The organism is Mixta mediterraneensis, assembly GCF_030283135.1.
GTDB lineage: Bacteria > Pseudomonadota > Gammaproteobacteria > Enterobacterales > Enterobacteriaceae > Pantoea > Pantoea mediterraneensis.
Map to the genome: position 1 here is coordinate 54530 of NZ_JASUAZ010000001.1, position 15937 is coordinate 70466.

Consider the following 15937-nt stretch of genomic DNA (forward strand, 5'->3'; position numbering starts at 1 on the left):
AAGGGCGCTATTTTGGCAGAAAGAAACGCAGGCTGCACCCGTAAACCTGCAATCTTTAGTGTAGCGTCAGGACTAACGCCCACGGCAGGTAGATCAGATTGAACAGAGTCATACCGCACAGGGCAAACAGCGTAAGCATCATGCCGTATTGACGGCCTTTCATGACGCTGTTGCGCAAACCGTAAGCGTGTAATAAACGCCCCGCAAAAAACAGCAATGCCGTTATGTGGATCATCCAGATGTCTGCACCGTTCATTTCCATGACAATAAGTAGCAACAGGGCCAGCGGAATGGTTTCAATCGCATTGCCGTGAAGGCGAATGGCTATTTTGAGATCGTAAACGCCGCCATCGCCGTAAGCCACGCGGTACTGCCGACGGTAACGCACCACATCCAGCGCAAACTTCATCACTAATAAAGCACCCACTACTACATATAACGCGCTAACCATCCGCGACTCCCACATATTGCTAAGGCGGCCATTCTAGCCAGCCAGATGTTGCCTGTCCTGCTGATGGCTTAAAACAGCGAATCCTGTTGCGGCCAGTCCGGTCCGCTGCCAATACGCGCATCCAGCTGCTGAAGCTGCGGCCACAGCGCCTGCACCAGCGGAAAGACTTCTCCCATATCGGGAGTGTGCAGAAAAAGCAGGGGATCGCTGTCCTGCTGCCATTCCATCAGTTTATTTATCCAGATTTGAAACAGAGGCACGCTCTCATCCACGCTGTCACTGCCGATAAAACGTACCATCGGCTGTGAACCCGTGCGCAGCGCATGCGGCGGCACGCGCGGTTTCTGCTGGCGCGCGTGCAGGGCAGCGGCAGCTTGCGAGGTGGACGCATGGACCGGGCGGCTGTCCAGAATGACACGATTAACGCCACGCTGCAGTAATCCGCGGTTCAACGCGCGCTCAGCCTCGCCTTTAGCAAAGAATTCAGGATGACGAACTTCTACGCCATAGGAAAAACGGCGCGGCAGGCTATCAAGGAAGCGCCACAGCTCGTTAAGCTGGCGGGGAGAGAAGCGAGCAGGCAGCTGTAGCCAGTATTGCCCAATGCGACCGGCCAGCGGATCGAACAAACGGAGAAATTCGGCGACCAGATCGTCGCTGTGTTGCAGCGCCGCCTGATGGCTGATGGTGTGGGGAAATTTAAAGCAGAAGCGAAAGTCATCATGCGTCATGTCGCGCCAGCGTAGGACCGTTTCGCTATTCGGCAACGCATAGAGTGTGGTGTTGCCTTCCACGCAGTGAAAATAGCGCGCATAGTCAGCCAGGTTTTCAATCCCCCAGCGTTTCCAGTGCGAATGTTGCCATTGCGGCAGGCCAATACGAAGCGTCACGCCAGTTCTCCAGGCTCAAATGCGATGACAAATTATCCTTTAAGGTAGCCCGTCACTGCAAACAGATGAAAACCGATAACGAAATGTTCGCTTTGGCGCGCCTCTACTTATCCTGATTCCCTTTTTCCATTATAATGACCGCCTTTTTTGCGGCAGCATCTCAAAGGTTACGCGGCCCGATGCTGTCAGCTGCAGCGGTGAAGTTAAAAGGATGGTGTTATGCGTTCAGAATATTGCGGACAGCTCAATCTGTCTCATGTAGGTCAGAAAGTTACTCTTTGCGGCTGGGTCAACCGCCGTCGCGATCTGGGAAGCCTGATTTTTATCGATATGCGCGATCGCGAAGGCATCGTGCAGGTATTCTTCGATCCCGATCGTCAGGATGCTTTTAAGCTGGCTTCTGAGCTGCGCAACGAATTCTGTATCCAGATCACCGGAACTGTGCGTGCGCGTGATGACAAGAATAAAAATGCCGAGATGGCGACCGGTGAAGTGGAAGTATTTGCTGAAGCGCTGAATATCATTAATCGTTCCGAGCCGCTGCCACTGGACTCCAACCAGAACAACAGCGAAGAAGCGCGTCTGAAATACCGTTACCTGGATCTGCGTCGTCCAGAAATGGTTGAACGATTAAAAACCCGCGCGAAAATCACCAGCTTCGTGCGTCGCTTTATGGATAACGAGGGTTTCCTCGACATCGAAACGCCGATGCTGACCAAAGCCACGCCGGAAGGTGCGCGTGATTATCTGGTGCCGAGCCGCGTGCATAAAGGTAAATTTTATGCATTGCCGCAGTCGCCACAGCTGTTCAAACAGCTACTGATGATGTCCGGGTTTGATCGTTATTATCAAATCGTTAAATGCTTCCGTGACGAAGACCTGCGTGCCGATCGTCAGCCAGAATTTACCCAAATTGATGTGGAAACCTCTTTTCTCAGCGCGCCACAGGTGCGAGAAATTATGGAGCGTATGATCCGCAACCTGTGGCTGGACGTCAAGACGGTGGATCTCGGTGAATTCCCCAAAATGACGTTTGCAGAAGCGATGCGCCGTTACGGCTCAGACAAGCCGGACCTGCGTAACCCAATGGAGTTGGTTGATGTGGGTGATCTGCTGAAAAACGTGGAATTCCAGGTCTTTTCCGGCCCCGCCAATGATGAAAAAGGACGCGTTGCAGCCCTGCGTGTTCCTACGGGTGCCCAGCTGAGTCGCAAGCAGATTGATGAATACGGCAAGTTTGTTGAAATTTATGGCGCCAAAGGACTGGCGTGGATGAAGATCAACGAACGCGCTAAAGGTCTGGAAGGCGTACAAAGCCCGGTAGCGAAGTTCCTGAACGCGAACATCATAGAAGACATTCTGAACCGCACTGGCGCGCAAGATGGCGATATTATTTTCTTCGGCGCTGACCGGGCGAAAGTGGTCGCGGATGCCCTGGGGGCGCTGCGCCTGAAAGTAGGCCGCGAGCTGCAAATCACGGATGATAAAGCCTGGAAGCCGTTATGGGTGATTGACTTCCCGATGTTTGAAGAAGATGAAGCGGGCGGGCTGGCAGCGATGCACCATCCGTTTACTGCGCCGAAAGAGATGAGCGCAGAGCAGCTGGCCGCAGATCCTACCCTGGCGGTGGCCAATGCTTACGACATGGTGATTAACGGTTACGAAGTCGGTGGCGGTTCTGTGCGTATCCACAACGGCAAAATGCAGCAAACCGTGTTCAGCATTCTGGGTATAGAAGAACATGAACAGCGTGAAAAGTTTGGCTTCCTGCTGGATGCGTTGAAATTTGGCACGCCGCCGCACGCAGGTCTGGCATTTGGCCTGGATCGTCTGACCATGCTGCTGACCGGCACGGACAATATTCGCGACGTCATTGCCTTCCCGAAAACCACGGCAGCAGCATGTTTGATGACCGAAGCGCCAGGGGCAGCGAATCCGGCGGCGCTGCTTGAACTGGGTATTCAGGTAGTGAAGAAAGATAAGCCAGAGAATCAATAATGGCGTACAAACATCCGGTTTCGGTGCTGGTGGTCATTTATGCGCAGGATACTGGCCGGGTGTTAATGCTGCAGCGGTGTGATGATCCCGATTTCTGGCAGTCGGTGACCGGCAGCCTGGAGGCGGGAGAAACCGCACTTCAGGCTGCCCAGCGCGAAGTATGGGAAGAGGTGGGCATTAACGCTCTCGCCGAGCAGCTACGGGTGGAAGATTGTCAACGCCAGATTGAATTTGAGATCTTTCCACACTATCGCCATCGTTATGCTCCGGGTATCACGCACAACCGTGAACACTGGTTCCGGCTGTTACTGCCAACCGAGCGCAACATTGCGTTGAGCGAGCATCTTGCTTTTCGCTGGCTTGAGCCCGCAGCCGCCGCAGCGCTAACCAAGTCCTGGAGTAATCGCCAGGCGATAGAAGAATTTACCTGAATGTTTGCCGCCGCGCGTTTTTCCGGCGGCGATCTGGTTAAGGTTATATCTTTCCGGTGATGACGCAATAATCAGCACCACAGCATTAAACAGTCGGGCGTTATCGATGCAGCGAGTAGATTCGTTGTCAGCGCAAAGCAATCAAAGCGTAGTGTTGTACGTGAAGAGAATGAGCACTGGCAACGGCGAAAATCGCCAGCAGGATAGCCTGCACCATGCCAAGTTCGGAGAAAATGTAAGATGGCAGGACATAGTAAATGGGCGAACACCAGGCACCGCAAAGCGGCTCAGGATGCTAAGCGAGGCAAAATCTTCACCAAAATCATTCGCGAGCTGGTCACCTCAGCCAAACTTGGCGGTGGCGATCCTTCCTCTAACCCGCGTTTACGCGCTGCAATGGACAAAGCCCTGTCCAACAATATGACGCGTGACACCATGGATCGTGCTATTGCACGTGGTGTGGGTGGCGATGATAACGCCAACATGGAAACCATCATCTATGAAGGTTACGGTCCGGGTGGATCGGCCATCATGATCGAATGCCTGAGTGATAACCGTAATCGTACCGTTGGCGAAGTGCGTCATGCCTTTACCAAAACCGGCGGAAACCTTGGCACCGACGGCTCCGTTGCGTACCTGTTTAGCAAAAAAGGCGTGATCTCTTATGCGCCGGGTCAGGATGAAGATCAGGTTATGGAAGCGGCACTCGAAGCCGGTGCTGAAGATGTGGTGAGCTACGATGACAGCACCATTGACGTCTTCACCGCCTGGGAAGATATGGGCACAGTGCGTGATGTGATGGAAGCCGCTGGCTTCAAAGCTGACACCGCTGAAGTCACCATGATCCCATCGACCAAAGCGGAAATGGACGCCGAAACCGCGCCGAAACTGCTGCGTTTGATCGACATGCTGGAAGACTGTGATGACGTGCAGGAAGTTTACCACAACGGTGAAATTTCCGACGAGGTGGCGGAAACGCTGTAATGGCGTTCGCCTGTTTATACCAAACCGGAGGCGCGTAATGGCGATCATTTTGGGGATCGATCCCGGTTCGCGCATCACCGGTTATGGTGTGATTCGTCAAACAGGTCGGCAGCTAACCTATTTAGGCAGCGGCTGTATTCGCACGAATACCGCTGAATTACCCGCTCGCCTGAAGCTCATTTATGCGGGCGTCAGCGAAATCATCACTCAGTTTTCACCCGATTATTTCGCTATTGAACAGGTATTCATGGCGAAAAACGCTGACTCAGCATTAAAACTGGGGCAGGCACGCGGCGCGGCGATTGTCGCCGCCGTTAATCATGATTTACCGGTGTTTGAGTACGCAGCGCGGCAGGTTAAGCAAACCGTGGTGGGGCTGGGCAGTGCAGAGAAAAGTCAGGTACAGCATATGGTTCGTACCTTGCTTAAACTGGCAGCGAATCCCCAGGCCGATGCTGCGGATGCGCTGGCGATTGCGATAACGCACTGTCACGTTGCGCAAAACGCGGCGCGGATGAGCGACAGCAAACTGGTGTTAACCCGCGGTCGTCTACGATCGGGCTAAATATAAGCCGCTACCCAGGGCTTTCAGGCTGGATATTCATACAGCCTTTTTTATGTTATAAAATCCGCCACATACTATTTTGGAAGGAAGCGTTCAGGTGATAGGTCGTCTACGGGGCAATATTCTGGAAAAGCAGCCACCGCTGGTGCTGATTGAAACGAACGGCGTGGGTTATGAAGTACACATGCCAATGACCTGTTTTTATGAGTTACCTGAACTCCATCATGAAGCGGTGATTTTTACCCATTTCGTGGTGCGTGAAGACGCGCAGCTGCTGTTTGGTTTTAATAGCAAACAAGAACGCGCGCTATTCCGCGAGCTGATTAAAGTCAATGGAGTGGGGCCAAAACTGGCGCTGGCGATCCTCTCCGGTATGTCGGCTCAGCAATTTGTGACTGCCGTGGAAAAAGAAGAAATCGCTACCCTGGTTAAACTTCCCGGCGTGGGTAAGAAAACAGCTGAACGTTTAGTCGTAGAGATGAAAGATCGCTTCAAGGGGATGCATGGCGATCTGTTCGGCGGCGAATCGGCCTTTACGCTGTCTACTCCGAGCGCTGAATCTGACGCCAATGATGCGGAAGCCGAAGCGGTTGCAGCGCTGGTGGCGCTGGGTTATAAACCGCAGGAAGCCAGCCGCATGATCAGCAAAGTTGGAAAACCTGATGCGGATTGCGAAACACTTATCCGCGAAGCGCTACGCGCCGCTATTTGAGGTCATTCATGATAGAAGCCGATCGCCTGGTCTCTGCTGCCAGCGTTAATGAAGAAGAAAGTATTGATCGCGCGATTCGTCCTAAACTGCTGGCTGAGTACGTCGGACAGCCACAGGTACGTGAGCAGATGGAAATTTTCATCAAAGCGGCGCAACTGCGTGGTGATGCGCTTGATCATTTACTGATTTTTGGGCCGCCAGGATTAGGTAAAACCACGCTGGCAAATATCGTCGCCAATGAAATGGGCGTTAATCTACGGACGACTTCTGGCCCGGTACTTGAAAAGGCTGGCGATCTGGCCGCCATGCTGACCAACCTTGAACCCCATGATGTACTGTTTATTGATGAAATCCATCGCTTGTCGCCGGTTGTGGAAGAGGTGCTCTATCCCGCAATGGAGGATTATCAGCTGGACATCATGATTGGCGAAGGGCCGGCAGCGCGTTCAATCAAAATTGATTTACCCCCTTTTACCCTGATCGGTGCGACAACGCGGGCGGGCTCGCTGACATCGCCGCTGCGCGATCGCTTCGGTATTGTGCAGCGGCTGGAGTTTTATCAGGTCAACGATCTGCAGCATATTGTCAGCCGCAGCGCAGCCTGTTTAGGTCTGGCGTTGAGTGAGGAAGGGGCGCTGGAAATTGCGCGTCGTTCACGGGGCACACCGCGTATTGCTAACCGTTTGCTACGACGCGTACGTGATTTTGCTGAAGTGCGCGCCAACGGTAATTTAAGCGGAGAGGTGTCATGTAGCGCACTTGATATGCTGAATGTTGACAGCGAAGGCTTTGATTACATGGACCGCAAACTGCTGCTGGCAATCATCGATAAATTTACCGGTGGCCCGGTTGGCCTGGATAACCTTGCTGCTGCCATTGGCGAAGAGCGTGAAACGATTGAGGATGTAATTGAACCCTTCCTGATCCAGCAAGGCTTTATTCAGCGCACGCCACGTGGCCGGATGGCCACGCAGCATGCTTACCGCCATTTTGGCATTACGCGAGAGTCCTGATCACACCGCCGGTTTATGTATCATGCTGATGATAAACAGGATAGCGGCGCACAATACGACAGAAGGACCAGCAGGCGTGTCATAAAAGGCAGAAAAAGTGAGGCCGCCTGTCACCGCTATAATTCCGACAATCACCGCAAGGCCTGCCATCTGCTCAGGCGAACGGGCAAAGCGGCGCGCTGTGGCGGCGGGAATGATCAATAGCGAAGTGATTATCAGCGCACCAACAAACTTCATCGCCACACCAATCGTCAGCGCCGTGACGAGCATCAAGACTAAACGCGTACGTTGAATGTTTACACCATCGACTTGCGCCAGTTCTGGGCTGATGGTCATCGACAACAGTGACCGCCATTGCCACGCCATCACCGCCAACACCAAGAATACGCCAGCGCCCAGGGTCCACAAATCGTCTGGCGTTACCGCCAGCAGATCGCCAAACAGGTATGCCATTAAATCAACGCGAACGTTTGACATCAGGCTGACCACCACCAGACCTAAGGAGAGTGCGCTGTGCGCCATGATGCCCAGCAGCGTATCAATGGCAAGGTGGGGGCGGCGCTCCAGCCAGACTAAACCCAGCGCCAGGCAAACGGTAACCGTAATGATGGCATAATACGGATTCACGTTAAGCAGCAAACCAAACGCCACACCAAGCAGCGATGCGTGAGCTAACGTATCGCCAAAATAAGACATTTTACGCCAGACGACAAACGAACCCAGCGGGCCAGCCGCCAGCGCTAACATGACGCCACCTAACCAGCCAGGTAATAACAACTCAATCATGATGGTCCTTGTCCCCTGCGTAAAACGATACGTCCCTGAAGATCGTGACGGTGATTATGGTGATGACGATAAATAGCCAGCTGCTGCGCTTCGCGCGGGCCAAACATAGCGATAAATTCAGGATGCTGCGATACCGCTTCCGGCGTGCCTGAACAGCAAATGTGATGGTTCAGGCATAACACTTCATCGGTTTTTGCCATGACTAAATGCAGGTCATGAGACACCATCAGCACGCCGCAATTCAGTTCATGACGCAGCTGATCAATCAAATCATACAGCGCGACCTGACCATTCACGTCCACACCTTGCGTTGGCTCATCAAGGACTAATAACCGGGGCTGATTGAGCAGGGCGCGTGCCAGCAAGACGCGCTGGGTTTCCCCGCCGGAAAGCTTTTGCAGCGGCGATTTAAGCAGATGACCGGCCTGAACGCGTTTTAACGCCGGCAAAATATCTGCCATTCTGCTGTTGCGTGACAGGCGCATAAAGCGTTCAACCGTGACCGGCAGAGTAGGGTCTATGTGCAATTTTTGTGGCACATAGCCGATGCGTAGATCCGCGGTTCGCTGGACGTTCCCGGCATCAGGCGTAAGAAGCCCTAAGACTACCCGTACCAGCGTAGATTTACCGGCTCCGTTAGGGCCGAGCAAAGTAAGAATGCGGCCCGGCTGTAAGGCCAGAGTGATGCCTGATAATACGGCGCGCTGCCCATATTTTACCGATACGTTTTCAAGTGTGACGAGTGAGGACATAGTATTTACAGGTTGCACAGAATTTAGAATGTTATAATATCACATCCCATCACTTGCTCACGATGGAAAGTCGCATTATGTTACATAAAAAAAAGGGCCTGTTCTTCGCCTTTTCAGCCTTCTCTTTCGCCGCGTCAATCGCGCTTCCTGCTCATGCCAGTATTGTTGCTTCGATCAAGCCTGTAGGGTTTATCGCCTCTGCTATTGCCGATGGCGTCACGCCTGTTGACGTGCTGCTGCCGGATGGGGCTTCAGAGCATGACTATTCGTTACGTCCTTCAGATGCAAAACGCTTAAAATTCGCGGACTTAGTGGTTTGGGTAGGCCCCAGTATGGAAGCTTTCATGAGCAAATCCGTCGCTGAATTACCCGCTAAAAAAAACCTGGCGATTGCCGATATACAAGGGGTGAATGCGTTGCTGATGAGTGGAGATGATGATGATGACCACCATCATGACGGGCAAGGGTCAGAAAAATCCGAAGACCATGACGCGTCTGCGCATCATCATGATCATGGACAGTTTAATATGCACCTGTGGATGTCCCCAGAGATAGCAAGGAAAACCGCGGTTGCAATCCATGAAAAATTATTGGAACTTATGCCGCAAGACAAAGCCAAACTTGACGCTAACCTGCAGCATTTTGAGGCAGAATTAGCCGCTACGGACAAACGCATTGGCGCGCAACTTGCTCCGGTCAGGAACAAAGGATATTTCGTTTTTCACGACGCTTATACCTACTTTGAGCACTATTACGGTCTGACGCCGACCGGGCATTTTACCGTAAATCCTGAGATCCAACCGGGCGCACAGCGTTTACATCAAATACGAACACAGTTGGTTGAGCATAAGGCCGTTTGCGTCTTTGCTGAGCCACAATTCAGGCCGGCAGTCATCGATGCTGTAGCCAGGGGGACACAGGTGCGTAAAGGCACGCTGGACCCGCTCGGTACAGACATCAGCTTATCTAAAGACAGCTATGTGAAGTTCCTCTCACAACTGTCGAGCCAGTATGCAACCTGCCTGAAAGGAGCTTAGAGGAATAGGTAAAAGTGCAGCAGATAGCCCGCTCTGTCGCCCTCGCATTTAATAATTTGCCGCGCCCCCACCGCGTAATGCTGGGTTCATTAACTGTTGTAACTCTGGCCGTCGCCGTCTGGCGGCCTTATGTTTATCATCCTACCGATGATGTGTTGCCGATTGTCAAAACCATCGAGCTGGATAAAAATGAGCTTCGTACGCTGTTGCCGGAAGCCAGTGAGCCGATCGATCAAAGCACACCGGAACCAGACGAAGAACTGCCTGCGGATGACATGGATAAAGAGGTGCCTGAAACCAGCGGCGTCCATGACTATACCGTCTCATCTGGCGATACATTAAGTAGCGCGCTCAACCAATATGGCATTGATATTGGTGATATTACTGCTTTGGTTGCCAGCGATCGCGATCTGCGTACCTTACAGGTCGGGCAGCAACTCAGCTGGACGCTGGCTGACGATGGCAGCCTACAAACGTTGAGCTGGGAAATTTCCCGCCGTGAAACCCGCACCTACGAGCGCACCGATAAAGGTGGCTTCAAAATGCAGACTGAGCTGCAGAAGGGTGAATGGAAAAACAACGTATTGCAGGGCGAAGTGCGGGGCAGTTTTGCTGCCAGCGCCCAGCGTGCCGGATTAAGCAGTGCTGAAATCAGCAGCGTAATTAAAGCGCTGCAATGGCAAATGGATTTCCGCAAACTGCGCGCGGGCGATCAGTTTAGCGTGCTGATGTCACGCGAAATGCTGGACGGTAAAAGCGCTCAAAGCCAGCTGTTAGGTGTGCGTTTGCATACCGGTGGAAAAGATTATTACGCTTTCCGCGCCGAAGATGGCAAGTTTTATGACCGTAATGCAGCCGGGTTGGCGCGTGGTTTTATGCGCTTTCCAACCGTGAAACAGTATCGCGTTTCATCTAATTTTAATCCGCGCCGGCTTAATCCGGTTACTGGACGTATCGCGCCTCACAAAGGTGTCGATTTCGCTCTCCCAATTGGCACGCCGGTACTGGCGGTCGGTGATGGCGAGATCGTGGTTGCGAAAAACGGCGGCGCAGCGGGCAACTATGTGGCAATCCGCCATGGTCGCCAGTATATGACCCGTTACATGCACATGAAGAAGGTGTTGGTAAAACCGGGCCAGAAAGTGAAGCGTGGCGATCGCATTGGTTTATCAGGCAATACGGGGCGTTCAACCGGGCCTCATTTGCATTTTGAAATCTGGATTAACAACCAGGCGGTAAACCCATTGACGGCGAAACTGCCGCGTATGGAAGGGCTGACCGGCAAAGATCGTACCCAGTACTTAGCACAAGTTAAATCCTGGTTACCACAATTAAGCCTGAAGTAAGCGTTTCCTTTGTAGTAATGCAAAAACCGACGGCCAGGCTGTCGGTTTTTTCATATCTATTGCGGGATGATTGCAAATTTGCACATCGACATTATCATTAGCCGGTCATTGATTGAGGCTAGTGCATGGAAACCCGTAAAAAAAATAACATTGAGTTTATTCCCGTTTTTGAACGTTCATTCCTTAAACCTAAATACTGGGGTAGCTGGCTAGCGATTGGTGCGTTAGCGGGCATGGCGAGACTGCCAGCAAAAGTGCGCGACCCGATTTTAGGCAGATTGGGAAAATTTGGCGGGAAGCTTGCCAAAGGCGCGCGACGTCGGGCGCTGATCAATCTCTGTTATTGCTTGCCTGAACTGAGCGAAACGCAGCGCGCTGAAATTGTGGAGCGCATGTTTGCTACCGCGCCACAAGCGATGGCTATGATGGCGGAACTCGGGATGCGCGATCCTGCCCGTATCCGTCCGCGTGTTGAATGGCACGGTCGTGAAATTATCGATCAGATGCAGACAGAAAAGCAGAACGTCATTTTTCTGGTGCCGCACGGTTGGGCGGTGGATATTCCCGCCATGCTGCTGGCCTCCGAAGGCCAAAAAATGGCGGCAATGTTTCACAACCAAAGTGATCCGCTACTGGACTATGTATGGAACCGGGTGCGTCGCCGCTTTGGTGGTCGTATGCATGCGCGTAATGACGGCATCAAACCTTTTATTAGTTCTGTGCGTCAGGGGTATTGGGGCTACTATCTTCCTGATCAGGATCATGGCGCAGAACATAGCGAATTTGTCGATTTCTTTGCCACGTACAAAGCGACCTTACCAGCGGTTGGGCGTTTAATGAAAGTGTGTCGTGCACGCGTTGTGCCGCTGTTTCCGGTATATAACGAGAAAACGCACAAGCTTGAAATTTATGTGCGACCGCCGATGGATGATTTGCTCGAAGCCGACGATCGCCAACTGGCACGTCGTATGAATGAAGAAGTCGAAGTGTTTGTGCGGCCCCATCCAGAACAATATACCTGGATATTAAAGTTGCTTAAAACGCGAAAAGAGGGCGACATCGAACCTTATAAGCGTAAAGAGCTTTATCCGCGTAAATAGCTCAAGGCCGCATAAAAGCGGCCTTGTGTTTATAGCGACATCAACTGCGCGCGGCGTTTGCGCTCACGCAGAAAGAGCAACACCAGACCAAACCACAGCACGCCACTGGCAAAGTTAACCAGACTAAACCACAGCGTGCCGCCACTGAAGTAGCCGCTTTTCGCCAGTTCGATCCCGATAGCGAATGTGATGATACTAATCATGCCAAGCATGGCCGCTACGCTGCCTTTTCCTTCACTGCTGGCGTACAGCGTTAAGCGATACAAACCCGCATTCACCATACCAGCACCAAACGCGTACAGGCTCAGCCCGGCAGTCAGTAACAGATAGCTATGGCTATGCAGCAAACTGGCCATTAACGCCAGCCCTAAACCAGGCAAAATCGGCCATGCGGCAAATTTTACGGGTTGTTCAATCGGTACGCGCCCTGCAAGCTTACTCAGGGTCAGATTGCCTCCAATCATCGCCAGAAAAACAGGCAGTTGCAGCAGAGCATATTGCATACGCGACAGGCCTTCGTCGTGCATTAGGATCACTGGCGACAGCGCCAACCACGTCAGGATGGGGATAAACACGAGCCCAATGGCGAACGATCCGTATATCACCTGACGATCTTTCGCCAGTCGCGCATAACTGCGGGCCAGACTGGGTAACGAGACGGAGTGGCTGCGATCCCCCGCGGTTTCTGGCATTACGCGCCACAACACGAGAAAAGCCAGGATGCTACAGGCTGCGAACAGCCAAAACATACTGCGCCAGCCGCCGAGGGTTAACCATACGGCGCCAGCCAGCGGCCCGGCCAGTGGCGCGAGTAACGCGACGTTCGCCATCAATGCCATCATGCGGACGGCTAATGCCTCGTCGAACGCTTCCTGAATAGCGGCATAGCCGACCGCGCCGATGAAGCACAGACTGATGCCCTGTATGAAGCGCAACCCGACGAATTGTTGAATATCGTTAACCCAGGTTGTCAGAATGCAGGCCGCCGCAAAAAACAGTATGCCAGACAGCATAATGGGGCGACGACCAAACTTGTCAGAAAGTGGTCCCAGCAGCCATTGCAGTACCACGCCCCCCAGCAGATAAGCCGTCAAAGAAGTAGAAACCCATTCCGGGCCGACATGAAATTCATCCGTGACGATCAACATGCCTGGCTGAATCATGTCATGCGCGATATAAGTCGCAAATTCAAACAGAACCAACGCCAGTGGAAACAGTAAACTGCGCCCGCTCAGTTGGCTGACAGGTTGAAAGCGAACCATCTGGCCTCCTTGTCAGAAAATAAAAACGCGACTGTCAGGCAGTCGCGTTATCCGATTGATACAGTCGCTGTCAGCGACAGGAAATTAATCCACGCGCAACACACGGCTGGTGTTGGTGGTACCGGTAGCGCCCATCACGTCGCCTTGCGTCACAATCACTAAATCACCGGAAACCAGGAAACCCTTGTCACGCAGCAGGTTTACGGCGTCATGGGCCGCAGCAACCCCATCGTTATTGCTGTCGAAAAACACGGGCGTCACACCACGATAAAGTGCTGTCAGATTCAGCGTACGTTCGTGACGTGACATGGCGAAGATTGGCAGGCCGGAGGTAATACGTGAAGTCATTAACGGGGTACGACCTGACTCAGTCATAGTGATAATTGCGGTGACGCCTTGCAAATGGTTTGCCGCATACATAGCAGACATCGCAATGGCTTCTTCAATGTTATCGAACTGCACTTCTAAACGGTGTTTCGATACGTTCACGCTTGGAATTTTTTCCGCGCCTAAACACACTTTTGCCATTGCGGAAACGGTTTCAGCGGGATACTGACCCGCAGCCGTTTCAGCGGAAAGCATGACCGCATCGGTACCATCCAGCACAGCGTTAGCCACGTCCATCACTTCGGCGCGGGTTGGCATTGGATTCGTAATCATTGATTCCATCATCTGTGTGGCGGTAATGATGGTTCGGTTTAACTGACGCGCACGACGTATCAAGGCTTTCTGAATACCCACCAGCTCAGGATCGCCAATCTCCACGCCCAGGTCGCCACGCGCGACCATCACCACATCGGATGCCAGAATGATGTCATCCATGGCTTCCTGGCTGGCTACGGCTTCAGCACGTTCAACCTTTGCAACCAGCCTGGCTTCGCAACCCGCCTCGCGCGCCAGTCGGCGAGCGTAATGCATATCTTCACCACTGCGTGGGAAAGAAATGGCCAGGTAATCAACCTTGATTTTTGCAGCGGTGAGAATATCCGCTTTGTCTTTTTCAGTCAGCGCTTCCGCTGACAGCCCACCGCCCAGTTTGTTGATGCCTTTATTGTTCGACAACGGGCCACCAACGGTAACTTCGGTAAACACTTTCATGTCCTGAACTTCAAGCACTTTTAGCTGTACACGACCGTCGTCAAGCAACAAAATATCGCCCGGCACCACGTCAGCAGGTAACCCTTTGTAATCAATGCCAACACGCTCTTTATCGCCTTCGCCTTTACCCAGGCTGGCATCAAGCAGGAAGCGGTCGCCAATATTCAGGAAAACTTTACCTTCTTTGAAGGTCGATACACGTATTTTCGGCCCTTGAAGGTCGCCGAGAATGGCCACATGGCGGCCCAGTTTAGCAGCAATTTCACGGACTTTGTCGGCACGCATTTGGTGATCTTCTGGCGTGCCGTGGGAGAAATTAAGACGAACAACGTTCGCACCAGCAGCAATGATTTTTTCGAGGTTGTTATCGCGATCGGTAGCCGGGCCGAGGGTTGTAACGATCTTGGTTCTTCTGAGACGTCTTGACATGAAGGACTCCGTTAACAAATTAGCATGTCCCTTCGTTTGGACATGGTGTGGTCATTTATTTTATATGATCGATGCGGTGTGATACGACGCACATATGTAAATGTGCTGTTAATTTTTTTAATGGACGCGGTTACAAGCAGAATCTACCTGCCATAAGCGCTACTTTACTCGTTTAGAGCATCCCGGAACGGTACACCGCGCTCAAAGGCGAAACCGGTAGCTAAAAAATCGATCACGGTTAATTGCGCCAGGCGCGATACCCTCGGCCAACAGACATCGTACCTCCCGGCACATCAGGCACCAAAGCCTGGATGGCGTATTGGGCAAGAGGTGAGTCGGGAGAGGCGATGGCAATAACGGTGGAACCGTTTACACGGGCCAGGCGAGCCAGTTCTACCATATTTTGTGGGCGCCCAGTATGCGAAATAAGAACAAATACGTCGGCTGGACGACTATTTATACAACTCATGCGCTGGATCACAATATCGCCCGACCCGATGACAGGCAAATTAACATGCAAAAATCGTCATAAGCCGTCACTGACGAAGTGCCAGGACCGAAGCACGTCAGTTTATGTGCCGTGTCAGGTGTGTACATTTGTCGCATGGCGGGCAGATCCCGTTGATTACGTGCTGTTGCAGCCGACAAGCGCCGCATCGAAAATTTAATAGTTGCCGCTTTCAACATCCTTTTTTTCCACATCACCATTTATCCAACGGCTGCCTGGCGCTGCACCAGATGAAGCCTGAAATCAAAACCACGCATACCCAGACGATGACAAAAGGTTCGCTGGCGTCGGCGGCCTGTGCCAGCGTAGCAATACGGGAATGGACTGATTTTGCGGCGCCACGAGAAGATGACTTTATGTTCAGAGTTACTTAGCGCAGCCAGCAGCGCGCCCTGCGTTTACCCAGCACAGGCATAACTCGATGAGCATCAACACCTTTATCGATTTCAATTATTACTGTCGCTTGATGCGATTAACAGGGAATATATCGCGTTAAGCACTAACAACCTGTCATGCCGGATACCCTTGATAGGGTGTTTTTAGCAGCATGTGATCCGGTGGAAGTTTTATCTGGA

At 52.4% G+C, this 15937-nt stretch carries 17 protein-coding genes; 10 read left to right on the forward strand and 7 right to left on the reverse strand.

Translation table 11 applies throughout. From position 1 onward, the window contains the following. Nucleotides 1-55: 55 nt before the first annotated feature. Together QRY16_RS00245 and QRY16_RS00250 are read right to left on the reverse strand one after the other, a co-directional pair. Complete coding sequence (locus QRY16_RS00245) at nt 56-451, reverse strand: MAPEG family protein (RefSeq protein ID WP_193405292.1); 396 nt, start codon at nt 449-451, stop codon at nt 56-58. 68 nt (nt 452-519) lie between these two features. Beyond that, nucleotides 520-1341, reverse strand: a complete 822-nt coding sequence (locus tag QRY16_RS00250; protein ID WP_289775230.1) for a DUF72 domain-containing protein — start codon at nt 1339-1341, stop codon at nt 520-522. A 219-nt stretch (nt 1342-1560) separates the two neighbouring features. Between QRY16_RS00250 and aspS the strand changes: the two genes are divergently transcribed. The 6 genes from aspS (at nt 1561) to ruvB (ending at nt 7044) form a co-directional block, all read left to right on the forward strand. Next, nucleotides 1561-3339, forward strand: coding sequence for an aspartate--tRNA ligase (aspS, locus tag QRY16_RS00255; RefSeq protein WP_289775231.1), 1779 nt, complete (start codon nt 1561-1563; stop codon nt 3337-3339). Next, the gene (gene nudB, locus QRY16_RS00260) at nt 3339-3770 is read left to right on the forward strand and encodes a dihydroneopterin triphosphate diphosphatase (protein WP_289775232.1); all 432 of its coding nucleotides are present in this window, start codon (nt 3339-3341) and stop codon (nt 3768-3770) included. The genes aspS and nudB overlap by 1 nt, the downstream gene beginning before the upstream one ends. 240 nt (nt 3771-4010) lie before the next feature. Further along, nucleotides 4011-4754 (forward strand): YebC/PmpR family DNA-binding transcriptional regulator, encoded by a 744-nt coding sequence (locus QRY16_RS00265; protein ID WP_289775233.1) that lies wholly within the window; start codon nt 4011-4013, stop codon nt 4752-4754. Between the two features lie 37 nt (nt 4755-4791). Further along, nucleotides 4792-5319, forward strand: coding sequence for a crossover junction endodeoxyribonuclease RuvC (gene ruvC / locus QRY16_RS00270; protein WP_289775234.1), 528 nt, complete (start codon nt 4792-4794; stop codon nt 5317-5319). Between the two features lie 97 nt (nt 5320-5416). After that, nucleotides 5417-6031, forward strand: a complete 615-nt coding sequence (ruvA, locus tag QRY16_RS00275; protein WP_289775235.1) for a Holliday junction branch migration protein RuvA — start codon at nt 5417-5419, stop codon at nt 6029-6031. Between the two features lie 8 nt (nt 6032-6039). After that, nucleotides 6040-7044 (forward strand): Holliday junction branch migration DNA helicase RuvB, encoded by a 1005-nt coding sequence (gene ruvB / locus QRY16_RS00280; RefSeq protein WP_289775236.1) that lies wholly within the window; start codon nt 6040-6042, stop codon nt 7042-7044. Here the strand turns inward: ruvB and znuB are convergent, their stop codons facing one another. Beyond that, a complete protein-coding gene (gene znuB, locus QRY16_RS00285; protein ID WP_289775237.1) occupies nt 7045-7830 on the reverse strand; it encodes a zinc ABC transporter permease subunit ZnuB in 786 nt (261 codons plus the stop codon). It abuts the gene before it with no gap. Further along, nucleotides 7827-8582, reverse strand: coding sequence for a zinc ABC transporter ATP-binding protein ZnuC (gene znuC, locus QRY16_RS00290; protein WP_193405283.1), 756 nt, complete (start codon nt 8580-8582; stop codon nt 7827-7829). The genes znuB and znuC overlap by 4 nt, the downstream gene beginning before the upstream one ends. A gap of 77 nt (nt 8583-8659) precedes the next feature. Here znuC and znuA point away from each other — a divergent pair, with 77 nt between their 5' ends. The 3 genes from znuA to lpxM all read left to right on the forward strand — a co-directional run bounded on the left by znuA (nt 8660) and on the right by lpxM (nt 12065). Beyond that, the gene (gene znuA / locus QRY16_RS00295; protein ID WP_289775238.1) at nt 8660-9619 is read left to right on the forward strand and encodes a zinc ABC transporter substrate-binding protein ZnuA; all 960 of its coding nucleotides are present in this window, start codon (nt 8660-8662) and stop codon (nt 9617-9619) included. A 14-nt stretch (nt 9620-9633) separates the two neighbouring features. Beyond that, the gene (gene mepM / locus QRY16_RS00300) at nt 9634-10965 is read left to right on the forward strand and encodes a murein DD-endopeptidase MepM (RefSeq protein WP_193405281.1); all 1332 of its coding nucleotides are present in this window, start codon (nt 9634-9636) and stop codon (nt 10963-10965) included. Nucleotides 10966-11090: 125 nt separating this feature from the next. Further along, nucleotides 11091-12065 carry a lauroyl-Kdo(2)-lipid IV(A) myristoyltransferase gene (gene lpxM / locus QRY16_RS00305; protein WP_289775239.1) on the forward strand — a complete coding sequence of 325 codons (975 nt, stop codon included), beginning with the start codon at nt 11091-11093 and terminating at the stop codon, nt 12063-12065. A gap of 29 nt (nt 12066-12094) precedes the next feature. Here the strand turns inward: lpxM and QRY16_RS00310 are convergent, their stop codons facing one another. The 3 genes from QRY16_RS00310 to QRY16_RS00320 form a co-directional block, all read right to left on the reverse strand. Then, a complete protein-coding gene (locus tag QRY16_RS00310; RefSeq protein ID WP_289775240.1) occupies nt 12095-13327 on the reverse strand; it encodes an MFS transporter in 1233 nt (410 codons plus the stop codon). Nucleotides 13328-13411: 84 nt separating this feature from the next. Next, nucleotides 13412-14854, reverse strand: a complete 1443-nt coding sequence (gene pyk / locus QRY16_RS00315; protein ID WP_289775241.1) for a pyruvate kinase — start codon at nt 14852-14854, stop codon at nt 13412-13414. A 238-nt stretch (nt 14855-15092) separates the two neighbouring features. Beyond that, entirely contained in the window at nt 15093-15323 is a 231-nt protein-coding gene (locus QRY16_RS00320) for an SIS domain-containing protein (protein WP_289775242.1), read from the reverse strand. Between the two features lie 269 nt (nt 15324-15592). On the opposite strand from QRY16_RS00320, the gene QRY16_RS00325 reads away from it, so the two are divergent. Continuing rightward, a complete protein-coding gene (locus QRY16_RS00325; RefSeq protein ID WP_289775243.1) occupies nt 15593-15736 on the forward strand; it encodes a hypothetical protein in 144 nt (47 codons plus the stop codon). Nucleotides 15737-15937: the final 201 nt, after the last annotated feature.

Bases quoted from the DNA above. Each gene is read 5' to 3' on its own strand.
- QRY16_RS00245 (WP_193405292.1), bottom strand. From the start codon at position 451: ATGGTTAGCGCGTTATATGTAGTAGTGGGTGCTTTATTAGTGATGAAG.
- aspS (WP_289775231.1), top strand. From the start codon at position 1,561: ATGCGTTCAGAATATTGCGGACAGCTCAATCTGTCTCATGTAGGTCAG.
- nudB (WP_289775232.1), top strand. From the start codon at position 3,339: ATGGCGTACAAACATCCGGTTTCGGTGCTGGTGGTCATTTATGCGCAG.
- QRY16_RS00265 (WP_289775233.1), top strand. From the start codon at position 4,011: ATGGCAGGACATAGTAAATGGGCGAACACCAGGCACCGCAAAGCGGCT.
- ruvC (WP_289775234.1), top strand. From the start codon at position 4,792: ATGGCGATCATTTTGGGGATCGATCCCGGTTCGCGCATCACCGGTTAT.
- ruvB (WP_289775236.1), top strand. From the start codon at position 6,040: ATGATAGAAGCCGATCGCCTGGTCTCTGCTGCCAGCGTTAATGAAGAA.
- znuB (WP_289775237.1), bottom strand. From the start codon at position 7,830: ATGATTGAGTTGTTATTACCTGGCTGGTTAGGTGGCGTCATGTTAGCG.
- znuC (WP_193405283.1), bottom strand. From the start codon at position 8,582: ATGTCCTCACTCGTCACACTTGAAAACGTATCGGTAAAATATGGGCAG.
- znuA (WP_289775238.1), top strand. From the start codon at position 8,660: ATGTTACATAAAAAAAAGGGCCTGTTCTTCGCCTTTTCAGCCTTCTCT.
- lpxM (WP_289775239.1), top strand. From the start codon at position 11,091: ATGGAAACCCGTAAAAAAAATAACATTGAGTTTATTCCCGTTTTTGAA.
- QRY16_RS00310 (WP_289775240.1), bottom strand. From the start codon at position 13,327: ATGGTTCGCTTTCAACCTGTCAGCCAACTGAGCGGGCGCAGTTTACTG.
- pyk (WP_289775241.1), bottom strand. From the start codon at position 14,854: ATGTCAAGACGTCTCAGAAGAACCAAGATCGTTACAACCCTCGGCCCG.
- QRY16_RS00320 (WP_289775242.1), bottom strand. From the start codon at position 15,323: ATGAGTTGTATAAATAGTCGTCCAGCCGACGTATTTGTTCTTATTTCG.
- QRY16_RS00325 (WP_289775243.1), top strand. From the start codon at position 15,593: ATGAAGCCTGAAATCAAAACCACGCATACCCAGACGATGACAAAAGGT.